Raw genomic sequence first — 14,332 nt, 5'->3', positions numbered from 1 at the left:
CAGGTCCAAGCGCAGAAATAGGCTGTGCTGCCCGCACTCACAAGCGCGGGCAGCATGGCGGGCAGCTTATTCGGCGGCGTTGACCATCTCATTGGCAATCGCGGCGGCCAGACGGGCGTTATTGCGCACAAGTGCGATATTCGACGTCAGCGAACGGCCTTCGGTCAGCGTAAAGATCCGGTCCAGCAAGAAGGGCGTCACCGCCTTGGCGCTAATGTTTTGCGCGGCGGCATCGGCCAGCGCCTGATCAATGATCGGGGCCAATTCGTCAGCGGGGATCTGGTCCGCTTCCGGGATCGGATTGCAGACCAACTGGCCGCCGGGCAGGCCCATGATATTGCGCACGATCAGCGCGGCGGCGATGTCGCGGGCCGTGTCCATGCGCAGCGGGGCGTTCATGTGGGACGTGCGCGACCAGAACGCGGGCAGGGTGTCCTGACCATATGCGATCACGGGAACGCCAAGCGTTTCAAGCACTTCGTAGGTTTTGTTCAGATCAAGGATCGCCTTGGCACCTGCGGCGACGACGGTCACGGGCGTCTGGGCCAGTTCCTGCAAGTCTGCGCTGATGTCAAAGGACAGTTCTGCGCCGCGGTGTACGCCGCCGATGCCGCCCGTCGCGAAAACGCTGATGCCGGCCAGATGCGCGGCGATCATTGTGGCTGCCACAGTTGTCGCGCCCGTGCCGCCGATGGCGATGCAGGCGGCGATATCGGCGCGGGACAGTTTCGCGACATGCTCGGCTTGGCCAAGGGCGGTCAGGGTGTCGTCCTCTAGTCCGATGTGCAGCGTGCCGTCGATGACGGCGATCGTGGCCGGGGTCGCACCTGCATCGCGCACGTCTTGTTCCACCAGACGCGCGGTTTCCACGTTCTGCGGGTACGGCATGCCGTGGGTGATGATCGTGCTTTCAAGGGCGACGATGGCGGTGCCGGCGTCCAGCGCTTTTTGCACTTCTGCGCTGTAAGTCATTGGGATCATAGGGGAGTCTCTCCGGATACGTAGGTTGCCGCCGCATCTAGCGCGCGGGCAAGGGCGGCGGGGCGATCAAGGCCCTGCCGTTCGGACGCGATATGCGCGGCCATGAAGGTGTCGCCAGCGCCAGTGACGCGGGTGACAAGGACGGCGGGCGGGTGGGCTGTAATCACATCGCCAGCGGTGCCCTCGGACGCGGCGCGGCCGCCGTCGGTGACCAGCACCCGGTACGCACCGCGTTCCAGCAAGGCGGTGCAGGCGCTGGCACTGTCGTCGAAATGGGTCTGGCACAGCAGACCCGCTTCTTCGAGGTTCACGTAAAGCGTCGCGGACGGATGGCCCAGCAGGGCAAGCAGGCGTTCCGCTTTCCCCGGCGATGCAGGTGCCACGCGCAGATCGGCGGCGGCGAACAAAGGCGAGGCGGCGATGATACGCAGCAGATCGTCGGTCAGGTTGCCGTCGAGCGCGATCAGGCCCGCATAGGGTGCCTCTGCCGTGCCAAGGCGGCCATCGGCCATGGCGCGCAGAATTTTGTCGCCCGCCGCCTCGAGCGAGTGGGCGTCGGCGATGGCGGCGATCAAGCCGTTGGCCGCCTCGATCGCCATATAGACGTCTGTGGGCAGGTCATCGGATCGATACAGGAAATCGCAGTTCAGGCCCATGTTCTGGGATTCGGCGATCAACTCGTCACCTTCGGTATCGCGGCCGATGACGGTCAGCAGCGCGGGCTGCAGGCCAAAGCGTTTCAGCGTCATGGCAATATTCATCGCCACACCGCCGGGAAGGCGGGTGATACGGCCGGGCACGTCGGACCCGGTCCGCATGTGGCTGGCGGTGCGTCCGATCACGTCCCACAGGACGGAGCCGATGCACAAAATGTCGGGTGTCTGATTCATGCCGCCCTTGTCGCCCGACCTATCGCCGGGCGCAAGACGCGCGGATCATTCAGGCCAAGACCGTTATTCAGGAACCGCCCAAGTCATGTTCGCCCAAAGCGTTTCCCATAGCGCGCCGGTTTGGTCGGCCATCGCCTTGGCCGGTTCGCGGATCACCACGGCGTCGGCCATATAGGTATAGCCGGGTTTCACGGGGACGGTGACCATGCCCTGTGCGTCCGTTTTCAGAAACGTCTGCGTCACGGTGCCATTTGGTGCGCGGTCGTACACTTCGAACCGGACGTTGGCGCGGGGGGCGTCGCGATACCACAGCTGGAACCGCATCCCGTTCGACACGTCGTCCGTGTAGGGATTCGTCAGCGCGACGATTTCAGTCTCTAACCCCGTGCGGCTGTCCTGACCTGCACCATCGCCCACAGCGACAAGCGACTTGGAATAGCGCGAATAGATTTCTTTGAACGCCTCCTCTTTCAGGCCGCGGGCGCGGTGTGCGTCGATGATGCCCGTGAAGTCTTTATGTTCGGTAAACCGCACAAAGGTGTCCCAGTCTTTATAATCGACGGTGGCGTTGCGGGCTTGGTACACCAGCACGTTCAGACCCTCTGCCGGGTTCGCCATTTGCACGGCGGGCACATCGCCCACGCGCCCCGGCACGGCGGTGACCTGTCCGTCGACGACGTCGTCAAAACGCACGAAACGCTGGGGCAAAAACGGAAGGTTCGTGCCCGTATAGTCCGATCCATTGACAATCTGGGCGACCAAGGTAGCGTCCGGGGCAACGGTGAAATCCGTCGGCTCAATCCAGTATTCATGGGCGCTGACAGGGGACGCCAGAATGGCAAGTAACAGGGTAAGACGACGCATGATGAGTTCCTTTTGGTTGAAAAGCAGGGTGAGGCTTGCGCAGATATTGTCAAGCTTTGCCCTTGTCCTGCTCACGCTGGTGTCACCGGCACGCGCGCACGAGGTGCTGCCGTCAATCACTGATATGACGCAGGATGGATCGACGCTGGTCTTTGATATGCGTTTGAATATCGAAAGCTTTCTGGCGGGCATTAACCAAGCGGATGTGACCGACACGAACGAATCCGCGCAAGCGGCGAGTTATGACGAATTGCATGCGCTACCCCCTGATGCGCTGGACGCCCGGTTCCGCGATTTCTGGCCGGATATGGCGCAGAACATCACCGTACAGGTGGGTGATCAGGCGCTGCCTGTGACGCTGACGAATGTGCAAGTCGCAGATGTCGTCGACGAAGACGTCGCGCGCCTGTCCGACATCCAATTCACCGCGCCGCTGCCTGCGCAGGCTGATGCCGTGCAGATCGGCTGGGTTCGCCCCTATGGCAGCCTTGTCGTGCGCCAGATGGGCGTCGATGACCCCTATGACGGTTTCCTAGAGGCCGGAGAGATGTCGGCCCCTATCGCCTTGACCGGTGGCAACGCCATGGGCGCGTTGGCGACGTTCATCAACTATGTGCCCACGGGCTTTGACCACATTGTGCCCTTGGGCGTGGATCATATCCTGTTCGTGTTAGGCCTGTTTTTCCTATCCTCCGCGCTAAAGCCGCTGCTGTGGCAGGTGTCGGCCTTTACGCTGGCGCATACGATCACATTGGCGCTGGCCGCGCTTGGCTATGTCACCGTGCCCGCCAGCATCGTAGAGCCGCTGATCGCACTGTCGATCGCCTATGTCGCGGTGGAAAACATCTTTCTGCGCCGCCTGTCGCCGTGGCGCCCGTTCATCATCTTTGGCTTTGGTCTGCTGCACGGCCTTGGTTTCGCATCCGTGCTGGCCCAGTTCGGTCTGCCAGAGGCGAACTTTGTCCCTGCGCTGGTCGGCTTTAATATCGGCGTCGAAATCGGCCAAGTCTGCGTGATCGGTGTGGCCTATCTGTGCGTCTACATGGCCCGCGAATACAGCGAGAAGGGCACGCGCAGCGGCATGGCGGCGGCGCTTTATCTGGCCGCAGCAGCGGCAGTGCTGGCGATTGCGGTGCCGCTGTCGATCTTTGCGCCAGACCTGCTGGGTGATGTGTTCCCGCTGCTGGCGATCATCGCCGTTATGCTGGGCCTGTCCGGTGCGGCTGTGAACGTGGGGCAATACGACACCTATACCAACATGGTCGCGATGCCCGCGTCCGTTCTGATCGCGCTGGTTGCGGTCTATTGGGTGATCGAGCGGGTGTTCCTGTAACGCCCCAGCGCTTTGCGGCTTGACCGCAGGGCGCCCATTTGTGACTTTCCGCCCCAAGTTATGCGGGGCGGAGGCACATTCATGCTCAAGACATTCATCGGGGCCGCGGGCCTTGCCGCGCTGCTGGGCTGCGCATCGCCTGTACTGCAAAAGGCGGCGCCGCCGATGGACCGGGCGGCGCAGGCCGCGGCCTTTGCCGCCTCAACCCAGACCTATCTGGTTGGCACACTTGATCCCGCGCTGGACTATTGCATTGCCCATCAAAGCGGCGGAATCGCTGATCGGGCGGGGCTGATCGCGGCAGGTTTCGCCGCGACCAACAGCGCCACGATGACCAAACCCATCGCTGGCAATATTGGTAATCCGCCCACGGACGGCTCTGCCTTTGTGGTCCAGACCAGCGGCTGCACGATCCGCACCAACGGCTTTTCCATCGGCGGGCGCGATCTGAATGACGCTGTCGATGCACGGTTTGTTGCGATGGGCTACACCGCTGTTACCGCTAAGGAAAAGGGTCGCATGGGCATACCTGAGCCGTACCGCGGTTTCCGGCGGGGCGAACGGGTGCTTGGCGTCACGAACAGCACCTCTGGCGCGTCTGGTGTACCTTTCGTGTCCATCAATATGCAAAAGCTTTGACGCGGCGCGGCGCTGTGCCTATCCGCGCACATGTCGCGCCTTGCAATCGGCGCACGCGCCTTTTATAGGACGCGCACGTATCCCGCAGGCGGGGGCGGGTGAGGCGGGGAGAAATCCCGCACCATCCACCGGTTGGACCACAACGGTCTGATACCCCCGCTGAGGCTAAACCGGAAAAGGATAAGACCATGGCTCTTCCCGAGTTCTCCATGCGTCAGCTGCTTGAAGCTGGCGTTCACTTCGGCCACCAGACCGCACGCTGGAACCCTAAGATGGGTGAATACATCTACGGTTCGCGTAACGGCATCCACATCATGGACCTGACGCAGACCGTTCCTATGCTGGAACAAGCGCTGCAGCTGATCCGTGACACAGTCGCCAAGGGCGGCCGCATCCTGTTCGTCGGCACCAAGCGTCAGGCCCAAGGCCCGATCAAGGACGCCGCTGAAAAGTCCGCTCAGTTCTACATGAACCACCGCTGGCTCGGTGGCACGCTGACCAACTGGCAGACCGTGTCCCAATCCATCAACCGTCTGAAGCAGATCGACGAAGCTTCTGAAAACGGTTTCACCGGCCTGACCAAGAAAGAGCGTCTTGGCATGGAGCGTGAGCAGGGCAAATTGACTGCGTCCCTCGGCGGTATCCGCGAAATGGGCGGCGTGCCTGACCTGATCTTCGTCATCGACGTCAACAAAGAAGACCTGGCCATTCTGGAAGCACAGAAGCTGGGCATTCCTGTTGTCGCCGTCGTCGACACCAACTGCTCGCCCAAGGGCGTTGACTATGTCATCCCCGGCAACGACGACGCAGCCCGCGCGATCCAGCTGTATTGCGATCTGGCCGCCCGCGCTGCGCTGGACGGTATGTCCGCTCAGCTGGGTGCTGCTGGCGTTGACATGGGTGCCATGGAAGAGCTGATGGCTGAAGAAGAGGCTGCTTCTGCTGTTGACGCATAAGCGTCACGCGTAGCTGTCTATATCCATCGGGGCAGGGGCCTAAGGCCTCTGCCCTGTTTTCAAAGAATTTCCCCTATTCAGGAGAGTGAACATGGCAATCACCGCTTCAATGGTCAAAGAACTGCGCGAATCCACCGGCGCAGGCATGATGGACGCGAAAAAAGCGTTGACCGAAACCGATGGCGACATGGAAGCAGCAGTCGATTGGCTGCGCACCAAAGGTCTGGCCAAAGCTGCTAAGAAGTCCGGCCGCACCGCTGCCGAGGGCCTTGTTGCCGTCGCAACCGAAGGCGGCAAGGGCGTCGCTGTGGAAGTGAACTCGGAAACCGACTTCGTCGGCAAGAACTCCGACTTCCAATCGATGGTCAGCAAGATTGCAACTGCAGCAATCGCAGTGAACACCGTCGAAGAGCTGAAAGCCACGTCCGTTGATGGCAAGACCATCGAGCAGACCGTGACCGACGCCATCGCCATCATCGGCGAGAACATGTCCGTGCGCCGCATGGCGACGCTGAACGCATCGAACGTCGTGTCCTACGTGCACAACTCTGTTGCACCCGGCATGGGCAGCATCGGTGTTCTGGTCGGCTTTGACGGCGACAACGAAACGTTCGCGCGTCAAGTTGCCATGCACATTGCCGCAGCAAACCCTGCCGCACTGGGCGAAGCTGATCTGGACCCGGCCATGGTCGAAAAAGAGAAGTCCGTGCAGATGGACATCGCGCGCGAGTCCGGCAAGCCAGAAGCTGTGATCGAAAAGATGATCGTGGGCCGTATGGCAAAGTTCTTGGCCGAATCCACCCTGTTGGGCCAGGCATTCGTCGTGAACCCCGACCTGACCGTCGAGAAAGCTGCTGAAGAAGCTGGCATCAAGATCACCGGTTTCGTGCGTCTGGAAGTCGGCGAAGGCATCGAAGTCGAGAAAGAAGACTTCGCAGCCGAGGTTGCCAAGCTGAAGGGCTAAGCCCTTTTATCGATACGATATTTAAGGCGCGCTGGGTTTAGGCCCGGCGCGTTTTTTTGTGTTTGGGGGGGGCATTGTGATCCGCCCAATTGCGGACGAAGCAGGGCCATATATGGGGGCCTTGCCCGCCGCCGGCTGGTTCTTGAACCAGTGGCGCACCAACCGCCGGCCCCCCAGGATATTTTTGACGAGAAGACGTGGGCAAGCGGACGCCGTCGGGGCAGGGCGCTGTTTACCCCAGATAAATTTGTCCGGCGGGGTATTTCACACGCGGGGCGCTGCGGGTGGCGAGGAAAAATCCGATGGTCAGCGGGCCGACGCGGCCGAAGAACATCATCACCATGATCATCGACAGACCGAACGTATCCAACTCTCCGGTTGTGCCGCGTGACAGGCCGACCGTGCCGAAGGCAGAGGTGACCTCGAACATCAGGTCGATGAATTCGCCGTCGTGATTGATCGTCATGGCAAAGATGCCGCCGGCGACCATGATCATGCTGACAGTGGTCAGGGCCATGACCTTCATGATTTCTTCAAGCTTGAGGCTGCGGCCGAAGACGTGCAGCGACGATTGGCGGCGAAAGAACGCAACCGTGGCGAGGATGAGCACGATGAGCGTCGTGACCTTGATGCCGCCAGCCGTCGATGTGCTGCCGCCGCCGACGAGCATTAACATCATGGTCATAAGTGTGGTGCTATCGTGCATTGCGCCTGTGTCGATGGTGTTGAAACCAGCGGTGCGCGGCGTGACGGCTTGGAACCAGCTGGCCCATAGCTTTGCGCCCGGTCCCTTTAATCCGCCAAGGGTGCCGGGATTGGACCATTCTAAAAAGGCGAACATCACAAAGGCAAACGCAATCAGGCTGCCTGTACCGACGAGCATCAGCTTGGAATGAAGCGTCAACGCGCCCCAACGCCGTTTCTGATAGATGTCGCCGACGACGATAAAACCAAGGCCGCCGAGGATAAACAGGGCAGGGATGGTTATATTGACAATAGCGTCGTCCACAAAGGCACTCAGGTTGCCGGGGAAAAGCGCAAAGCCTGCGTTGTTAAATGCCGATACGCTGTGAAAGGCCGCATACCACAGGCCTTGCGCCCAGCCGAATTGCGGCACCCAAACGATGGAAAGGGCCAGCAGGCCGACGACCTCGCATAGGATCGCGACTGAAAAGATAACGCGCACGAGCACTGTCAGATTGTTCAGGGCCGTTTGGTTCAAATCTTCGCGCAGGATCAGGCGCTGCGGCATGCCGACCGGGATGCCCAAGGCTGACAGGACAAGCACGGCAAAGGTCATCAGGCCAAGGCCGCCAAGTTGGATCAGGATCATGATCACAGCTTCGCCGAACACGGTAAACGTCGTGCCGACATCGACCGTCGAAAGGCCCGTCACCGTGACCGCAGAGGTTGAGATAAAGAGCGCTGTGAACAGCGATACAGGCTGCTGGACCGAGATCGGCAACCACAAGACGCCGCCGCCGATGAGGATCGAAAACAGGTACAACAATGCCAGTGTCGCGGGCGGCGGCAGGCGAAACGTTTGCAATCCCAGACGGCCACGGGCGCTTTTGCGTGCCACGGTCACAGGCTCTCGGCGAAGTCGTGCAGATCTTTGCGTTGCCCAAGCAGCAGCAGCAAATCGTCACCTTGCAACGTGCAATCCGTGCTATCTTGGCCCGCGAATTCCGTGCCGCGCATGACGCCGACACACCGCAAATTGTAATCCTTGGTGTGGGGCAAATCGGACAGCTTGCGACCTTCAAGGCTTTTGGGAATGCGAAAGTTTACAACGTGATAGCCATTGCCAAGGCTGACATAATCACGCACCAGCGGGTTGTTCAGCACCTGCGCGATATGTTGGCCGACCTCCAGCTCTGGATGAATGACGCGGTCAACGCCAAGCTTGAGTAGGATACGGTGATGGGTCTTGGTCCGCGCTTTTGCCCAGACGATGGGCACGCCGATCAGTTTCAGGTTCATGACCGCAAGGATCGACGCCTCTAGATCGTCGCCCATGGCGACCAAGCCAACGTCGCAATCGCCGATCCCAGCCTCGCGCAGCGCCGCATCATCACGGGCGTCGACAATCATGGCCTGAGATATCTTGTCCGCCATATTGGTCACGGCTTGTTCGTTCACGTCGATGCCGATGATATGGTTTCCAAAGCGCGCTAGCTCGTTCGCGACGGTGCTGCCAAAGATGCCAAGGCCGATGATGCCGAAGGTGCGTTTGCCGTATGCCATGACGATCTGTCCTGTTTCGTGCAGTTCAAGGCAGTCATAATACTTTGGGGGCGCAGTGAAAGTAAGAAGTTCAAAGCAACTGTGGCAAGGCTATATATCACATAATACTGATTATACGTCCCATGGATCTGCACAGGGCACATTCTAAACTGGGTTGCGACAAATCCCCTATCTTGCTGGAAAGCAAGGAGAACGGAAGATGGCCCACACAGAGTTAGGTTTGCGTGAGAGACGCACAATTGAAGATATGTTGAATGCGAAGATGTCGGTAGACAAAATCGCTGCTGAGATCGGCAGGCATCGTTCAACCGTGTTCCGAGAGATCAAACGGAACAGGTTCGTCGATCATGAGTTGCCGAAGCTGAATGGCTACTACGGAATGAATGCGCAGCGGTCAGCAATGACTCGGCGTGCGCGGCGTCGCAAGCTGGTGCGGTTTGTGGACTTGCGAAAGCACGTGATCACGCAGCTGGTGGCCGGATGGTCACCGGAACAGATCGCCGGTCGTTTGCAATATGATGGCCAACCATTGCGTGTGAGCCACGAGACGATCTATGCCTATGTTTACGGCCCGGATGGCCAGGCGGAAGAGTTGGCTCGTCACCTTCCGCATCGGCGCAAGAAACGGCAGCCACGCCGCCGACGCACACCGCGTGGCCTTGTTTTCCCGCCCGATCGGTCAATCCACGAACGGCCAGACTACGTTAAAACGCGTGAGACATTTGGCGATTGGGAAGGCGATCTGATGATCTTTGAGCGCGCGCAGGGCAAGACTAATGTCGCTTCGTTGGTCGAACGCAAGACGCGCTTTGCCGTGTTGTTCCGCAACAACGACCGCAGCACAACGCACCTGATGAACAAGCTGATGAGCGTGATCGAACCCCTGCCCCAATTGGCGCGCAAATCGATCACGTTTGACCGTGGGATCGAGTTTAGGAACTGGCGTAAACTCAAGCCAGGGATCGGAACGGAGGCATGGTTCTGTGATCCGCAGGCGCCGTGGCAGAAGGGATCTGTCGAGAATCTGAACAAGCGCGCACGGCGATATCTGCCAAGGGACGCGCCCGTGGCCGCACTCTCAAATCGAGATATGAAGTCGATTTGCGACCGCTTGAATGGCACGCCCAGAAAGTGCCTTGGATGGAGAACGCCAACTGAAGCATTCAGGGAAGAACTGATGAAACTGAGATAGCGGGACCTGTCGCAACGTACCTTGAGATTCCAACAGCAGCAAAGCCGAAATGTCACCTGCCTGTCAGCATCGCGATGCGTCAGACCCTTGCAGGAAAAGCGCCGTGCTTGTCTCCCGCTCAGAACCACCCGAACGTCACGCCAGCCACCAGCACGGCTGAAAACGCCGCCAGCCCGACAAGTCCAAACACGCCGTTCCAGCGCAAGCTGACAACCAACGGGCTGCGGTTCACGATCGCGCCGACGTAAGTGGCCGTCGTCGCCAGCGGCGCCAGGCATACGGTCAGCGTCCAGCCTGTCAGCAGCGCCAGCAATGTCGCCTGTTGAGAGATAAGCGGCGTGCGGGCCATGAATTCGGCCAGGATCACCACGCTAATGATCGGATGAAAGCCGACCATCGCCAGCGCCAGTGTCGCCCAGGCCAACGCCAAAACCAAGGCGACCGGGCCGCCGAAATCGACAATGGCCAGCAGCACTGGGTCCAAAGCGTCTTGTGGGACCATCGCGACCAGCAATGCGCCGATCAGGCCAGCCAGCGCGAAAACGCCGACTTCGTTCACGTAGCGCGCTGAATTTGCAACAAAATCGCCGCGCAGGCGTTTTGGGCCGAACGTGCCAAAACGTGCGAACGCCCAGATCAGGGCATAGATCGGCACGACCGTGACCAGCACCTCTTGGAAGGAAAATGGCAGGATCACATCGCCGCCGACGACCAGCAAGCCAAGCCCGACCAGATGTGCCAAGACCGCCCAAAGCCCCGCCGCGTCCCCCGGCGATGGTGGCACGACCACGGGCTTGGGCAAGATGGGGAATATGCGCCGTTCGATCACATCCATAACGGCCCCTAACGCGAGAAAACCAAAGGAAAACGCAACGCCCCACGGGGCGGCATCGGCCCAGTGCAGATCCGTCAGGATCAGCAGCAAGGTGTTCAGCGCGATGCCAAAGGGCGACCAGAACGCGATGGTTGCAAAGCCGCGCACGATGGCCGTCACGATGCGCCGCTCACGCACGTCATGCACGGCGCTGCTGACGCCGTTTGCGGCCTCCATTCGGCGTTGGCCCGCCAGCGTCATTTCGATCAGCAGGCCAAGCCCGCCAAGGTTCAGCAGCACGCCAAACAGATTGCCGCCGATCCCAAGCGAGACATAGCGCCGCGATGGCGGCTGGCTGGCCAGAAACCCGCCCGCCGCAGCAAAGGCCGCGTCATGCTGTGCCACGAGCCGCAAAAAGATTAACGCCACAAGGATCGAGGTCAGAAATGCCACGCGCCCTGCCGCCACGCCGTAGTCTGCCAGCGTGATTGTGCCGCTGACCCAGCCTGCCAGCGCGATCAGCACAGAGGCCGCCGCGAACATCTGCACAATGCGCGATGCACGGCCAAGGTTCAGCGCGATAAAGCACAGGATCAGCAAGGCGCTCAGGTCCGTCGCCAGCGGCTGATCCAGTAGGATGGACGCGATATAGGCAAAAAAGCCCCCCGCGAGCAGGATTGCACCTAGAACAGAGCCCGCAGGCGGCCGCGCCACTGCGCCGCGCAGGTCTGCCTGTGTCTGCGTCGCCATCCCCGCGCCCTGCCCTTAGCTGCCTGTGCCGCGCCGGTAGCGGAACGTGCCTGAGCCAGTTGCGATGACCGTGCCCAGTTCGTCCGTCACGGTGCCTTCGGCAAAATACGTGGATTTTCCGCCACCTACGCGGCGACCTTCACCCGTCAGGATCACGCCTTGTGGCCGCGCAAGGAAATTCGTCGTCAGCGTCAGGGTCATCACCATCTGCTTGCGCGCGGCGTCCCCGGTATAAGAGCCCGCATATCCCATCACCGTATCCAGAATGACCGCATAGAGCCCGCCATGCGGGATGCCGTAGCGGTTCATCAGCTCTGGCCGAAGGGGCAAGCGAAAGCGCGAAATCCCCTCGTCCCAATGGGTCATGGTCATGCCGATCAGCGATTGCATCGGATAGCTATCCTCGACCAATGCGGGGTCTAGGTGGTCTGCTGTGTGTGTCATCATTCGTCCTGCGTGGCGTTAAGACCCTGCTGCGCGAAGAGCGGCACATAAGCCCCGAGCTTCGCAGCCTTTTCCGGGTTAGAGGCATTCCCCTCCATCCCGCGTTTCTTAACGCCTTGCAAGATCGCGCCCATGCGGAAAAAGCAAAACGCGAGGTAAAAGCCGAAACCATTGATCCCGTCCAGCCCGCGCCGCTTGCAATAGGCCGCGATGAAATCAGCGTCGGATGGCAGACCCAACGCGGCCCGATCGACACCCGCCAGCCCCCGCCCATCCGCGCCCGGCGGCATGCGCCACTGCATGATCACGGCGGCCAGATCGGCAAAGGGGTGACCCAGCGTCGACAGTTCCCAATCCAGCACGGCCACAACATCGGTGCCATCCTTGGCAAACAGCAGGTTGTCGATGCGATAATCGCCATGCACCAGCGTGCGGCGGCCATCATCGCCCGGCGTGTTCGCCTCGAGCCAAGTGATCAGATCCTCCATTGCGGGGATCTCTTCGGTCGCGGTGGCGCGGTATTGTTTGACCCAGCGCCCGATTTGGCGCGCATAGTAATCACCGCCGGGGCCGTAGTCTGACAGGCCAACCGCCTGCAAATCGACATCATGGATCGCCGCAAGCGTCGCGTTCATGGAATCGATAATCGCCGCGCGTTGCGGCGGTGTCTGGTCTGGCAGACGCGGGTCGTCAAAGCTGCGACCATCCACGTGGTCCATCAGATAGAACGGCGCGCCAATGACGCTCACGTCCTCGCACAGCAGGTGCATCTGCGGCACCGGAACGCCCGTCCCCTGCAACGCCTTTTGCACTGCAAATTCACGTTCAACCGCATGGGCTGATTTCAGCAGAACGCCCCCCGGTTTGCGGCGCAAGACATAAGACCCCGCTGAGGTATCCAGACGGAACGTCGGGTTGGACTGGCCGACTGCAAAGCGGTGCACCGTGACATCGCCGCCGAGCCCCGGCAGACGGTTATCAACCCAATCGGCGACGGCGGCTACATTAAGATCATCTGCCATCTATTTGGTGTCCTTCACATATTTCTTTAACTCTGCCCGCGCGACCTGCCTGCGGTGTACCGCATCGGGCCCATCGGCAAAGCGCAGCGTGCGCAGTTGCGTCCACATCCACGCCAGCGGTGTATCCTGCGACACGCCCATGCCGCCGTGCATTTGCATCGCCTCGTCCACCACGCGCAAAGCCATCAGCGGCGCTGCGACCTTGATCATGCTGATCCAAGGCTGCGCGGCCCGGGTGCCGGCAGTGTCCATCATCCACGCCGCTTTCAGGCACAGCAGCCGCGTCGCCTCTATCTGGATGCGGGCGTCGGCGATGATGTCAAAGTTCGCGCCCAGTTCTGCCAGCGGTTTGCCAAAGGCGCGGCGGCTCACAGCGCGTTCGCACAGCAGTTCCAGCGCCCGCTCTGCTTGACCAATCGCCCGCATGCAGTGGTGAATGCGCCCCGGCCCAAGACGGCCCTGCGCAACCTCGAACCCGCGTCCCTGCCCCAGCACCATTTGATCCGCTGGCACCCGTACGTCCTTGAATTCCAAATGCATATGCCCGTGCGGCGCGTCGTCATGGCCAAAGACCTGCATGGGCCGCAAGATGCGCAGACCGGGCGTGTCCATATCCATCAGGAACATTGAATGACGCTGATGTTTGGCAGCCTCTGGATCGGTCTGGGCCATCACGATGACCAGCTTGCAGCGCGGATCGCCTGCGCCGGAAATCCACCATTTCTCTCCGTTTAGGACATAGTCATCGCCGTCCCGCACCGCTTGCAATGCGATATTCGTGGCATCGGATGATGCGATATCGGGTTCCGTCATTGCGTAGGCAGAGCGAATTTCCCCAGCCAGCAAAGGCTTTAGCCAGCGTTCTTTATGTGCCGCGCTGCCGTAGCGTTCCAGCACTTCCATGTTGCCGGTGTCGGGGGCGTTGCAATTGAACACCTCGGCCGCGAGGGTCGATTTGCCCATTTCCTCGGCCAGATAGGCGTATTCGACGGTCGTCAGCCCGTATCCGGCGTCGCTGCCGGTCAGCCAAAAGTTCCACAAGCCGCGGTCCCGCGCGGTCTGCTTCAACCCCTCCATGATCGCGATTTGCCGGTCTGTCAGGGCAAAGCGGCCATCCGGATGCTTGCCGACTTCAGCGGCAAATTCCGCCTCGACCGGGGCGATCTGCGCGGCGATCATGTCCTTGATCGCGGCGATCAGGGGCGCGGCGCGGTCGCTGATCCCTAGGTCCATAAC

Annotated in this window: 14 protein-coding genes; 5 read left to right on the top strand and 9 right to left on the bottom strand. The window is 60.7% G+C overall.

The features are described from left to right. Positions 1-66: 66 nt before the first annotated feature. From KBW81_RS08285 to KBW81_RS08275, 3 genes are all read right to left on the bottom strand, one after another. Positions 67-981 (bottom strand): pseudouridine-5'-phosphate glycosidase, encoded by a 915-nt coding sequence (locus KBW81_RS08285; RefSeq protein WP_090191130.1) that lies wholly within the window; start codon positions 979-981, stop codon positions 67-69. Then, complete coding sequence (locus tag KBW81_RS08280; RefSeq protein ID WP_254248969.1) at positions 978-1,871, bottom strand: PfkB family carbohydrate kinase; 894 nt, start codon at positions 1,869-1,871, stop codon at positions 978-980. The genes KBW81_RS08285 and KBW81_RS08280 overlap by 4 nt, the downstream gene beginning before the upstream one ends. A gap of 63 nt (positions 1,872-1,934) precedes the next feature. Next, on the bottom strand, positions 1,935-2,735 hold the full coding sequence (locus KBW81_RS08275; RefSeq protein WP_254248968.1) for a DUF4198 domain-containing protein: 801 nt from the start codon (positions 2,733-2,735) through the stop codon (positions 1,935-1,937). A gap of 46 nt (positions 2,736-2,781) precedes the next feature. Between KBW81_RS08275 and KBW81_RS08270 the strand changes: the two genes are divergently transcribed. The 4 genes from KBW81_RS08270 (at position 2,782) to tsf (ending at position 6,627) form a co-directional block, all read left to right on the top strand. Next, complete coding sequence (locus KBW81_RS08270; protein ID WP_254248967.1) at positions 2,782-4,068, top strand: HupE/UreJ family protein; 1,287 nt, start codon at positions 2,782-2,784, stop codon at positions 4,066-4,068. Between the two features lie 81 nt (positions 4,069-4,149). Further along, entirely contained in the window at positions 4,150-4,707 is a 558-nt protein-coding gene (locus KBW81_RS08265; RefSeq protein ID WP_254248966.1) for a hypothetical protein, read from the top strand. 188 nt (positions 4,708-4,895) lie between these two features. Next, positions 4,896-5,663, top strand: a complete 768-nt coding sequence (gene rpsB / locus KBW81_RS08260; RefSeq protein ID WP_090191122.1) for a 30S ribosomal protein S2 — start codon at positions 4,896-4,898, stop codon at positions 5,661-5,663. Between the two features lie 91 nt (positions 5,664-5,754). After that, complete coding sequence (tsf, locus tag KBW81_RS08255) at positions 5,755-6,627, top strand: translation elongation factor Ts (protein WP_090191121.1); 873 nt, start codon at positions 5,755-5,757, stop codon at positions 6,625-6,627. 232 nt (positions 6,628-6,859) lie between these two features. Here the strand turns inward: tsf and KBW81_RS08250 are convergent, their stop codons facing one another. Both KBW81_RS08250 and KBW81_RS08245 read right to left on the bottom strand, forming a co-directional pair. Next, positions 6,860-8,209 carry a TrkH family potassium uptake protein gene (locus tag KBW81_RS08250; protein WP_254248965.1) on the bottom strand — a complete coding sequence of 450 codons (1,350 nt, stop codon included), beginning with the start codon at positions 8,207-8,209 and terminating at the stop codon, positions 6,860-6,862. A gap of 2 nt (positions 8,210-8,211) precedes the next feature. Further along, positions 8,212-8,874 carry a potassium channel family protein gene (locus KBW81_RS08245; protein ID WP_090191119.1) on the bottom strand — a complete coding sequence of 221 codons (663 nt, stop codon included), beginning with the start codon at positions 8,872-8,874 and terminating at the stop codon, positions 8,212-8,214. 199 nt (positions 8,875-9,073) lie between these two features. Here KBW81_RS08245 and KBW81_RS08240 point away from each other — a divergent pair, with 199 nt between their 5' ends. Beyond that, on the top strand, positions 9,074-10,066 hold the full coding sequence (locus KBW81_RS08240; RefSeq protein ID WP_254248964.1) for an IS30 family transposase: 993 nt from the start codon (positions 9,074-9,076) through the stop codon (positions 10,064-10,066). A 118-nt stretch (positions 10,067-10,184) separates the two neighbouring features. Here KBW81_RS08240 and KBW81_RS08235 read toward each other — a convergent pair whose 3' ends face one another. Genes KBW81_RS08235 through KBW81_RS08220 form a run of 4 tightly spaced genes read right to left on the bottom strand, consistent with a single transcriptional unit; the run spans position 10,185 to position 14,329 of the window. Then, positions 10,185-11,630, bottom strand: coding sequence for a hypothetical protein (locus KBW81_RS08235; protein ID WP_254248963.1), 1,446 nt, complete (start codon positions 11,628-11,630; stop codon positions 10,185-10,187). Between the two features lie 15 nt (positions 11,631-11,645). Continuing rightward, positions 11,646-12,077, bottom strand: a complete 432-nt coding sequence (locus KBW81_RS08230) for a PaaI family thioesterase (protein WP_335641145.1) — start codon at positions 12,075-12,077, stop codon at positions 11,646-11,648. Beyond that, positions 12,074-13,096, bottom strand: coding sequence for a phosphotransferase family protein (locus tag KBW81_RS08225; RefSeq protein ID WP_254248962.1), 1,023 nt, complete (start codon positions 13,094-13,096; stop codon positions 12,074-12,076). The genes KBW81_RS08230 and KBW81_RS08225 overlap by 4 nt, the downstream gene beginning before the upstream one ends. Beyond that, a complete protein-coding gene (locus KBW81_RS08220) occupies positions 13,097-14,329 on the bottom strand; it encodes an acyl-CoA dehydrogenase family protein (protein WP_254248961.1) in 1,233 nt (410 codons plus the stop codon). It lies immediately after the preceding gene. Positions 14,330-14,332 lie beyond the last annotated feature (3 nt).

The sequence above is a fragment of the Loktanella salsilacus genome, from assembly GCF_024206795.1.
In the GTDB taxonomy this organism is placed as follows: Bacteria; Pseudomonadota; Alphaproteobacteria; order Rhodobacterales; family Rhodobacteraceae; genus Loktanella; species Loktanella salsilacus.
This window is presented reverse-complemented; position numbering and strand designations above follow the sequence as displayed.

What these genes read in the sequence shown, in the direction of transcription:
- KBW81_RS08235 (WP_254248963.1), bottom strand. Translation starts at nt 11,630, where the DNA reads ATGGCGACGCAGACACAGGCAGACCTGCGCGGCGCAGTGGCGCGGCCG.
- rpsB (WP_090191122.1), top strand. Translation starts at nt 4,896, where the DNA reads ATGGCTCTTCCCGAGTTCTCCATGCGTCAGCTGCTTGAAGCTGGCGTT.
- KBW81_RS08275 (WP_254248968.1), bottom strand. Translation starts at nt 2,735, where the DNA reads ATGCGTCGTCTTACCCTGTTACTTGCCATTCTGGCGTCCCCTGTCAGC.
- KBW81_RS08265 (WP_254248966.1), top strand. Translation starts at nt 4,150, where the DNA reads ATGCTCAAGACATTCATCGGGGCCGCGGGCCTTGCCGCGCTGCTGGGC.
- tsf (WP_090191121.1), top strand. Translation starts at nt 5,755, where the DNA reads ATGGCAATCACCGCTTCAATGGTCAAAGAACTGCGCGAATCCACCGGC.
- KBW81_RS08280 (WP_254248969.1), bottom strand. Translation starts at nt 1,871, where the DNA reads ATGAATCAGACACCCGACATTTTGTGCATCGGCTCCGTCCTGTGGGAC.
- KBW81_RS08285 (WP_090191130.1), bottom strand. Translation starts at nt 981, where the DNA reads ATGATCCCAATGACTTACAGCGCAGAAGTGCAAAAAGCGCTGGACGCC.
- KBW81_RS08245 (WP_090191119.1), bottom strand. Translation starts at nt 8,874, where the DNA reads ATGGCATACGGCAAACGCACCTTCGGCATCATCGGCCTTGGCATCTTT.
- KBW81_RS08220 (WP_254248961.1), bottom strand. Translation starts at nt 14,329, where the DNA reads ATGGACCTAGGGATCAGCGACCGCGCCGCGCCCCTGATCGCCGCGATC.
- KBW81_RS08230 (WP_335641145.1), bottom strand. Translation starts at nt 12,077, where the DNA reads ATGATGACACACACAGCAGACCACCTAGACCCCGCATTGGTCGAGGAT.
- KBW81_RS08240 (WP_254248964.1), top strand. Translation starts at nt 9,074, where the DNA reads ATGGCCCACACAGAGTTAGGTTTGCGTGAGAGACGCACAATTGAAGAT.
- KBW81_RS08225 (WP_254248962.1), bottom strand. Translation starts at nt 13,096, where the DNA reads ATGGCAGATGATCTTAATGTAGCCGCCGTCGCCGATTGGGTTGATAAC.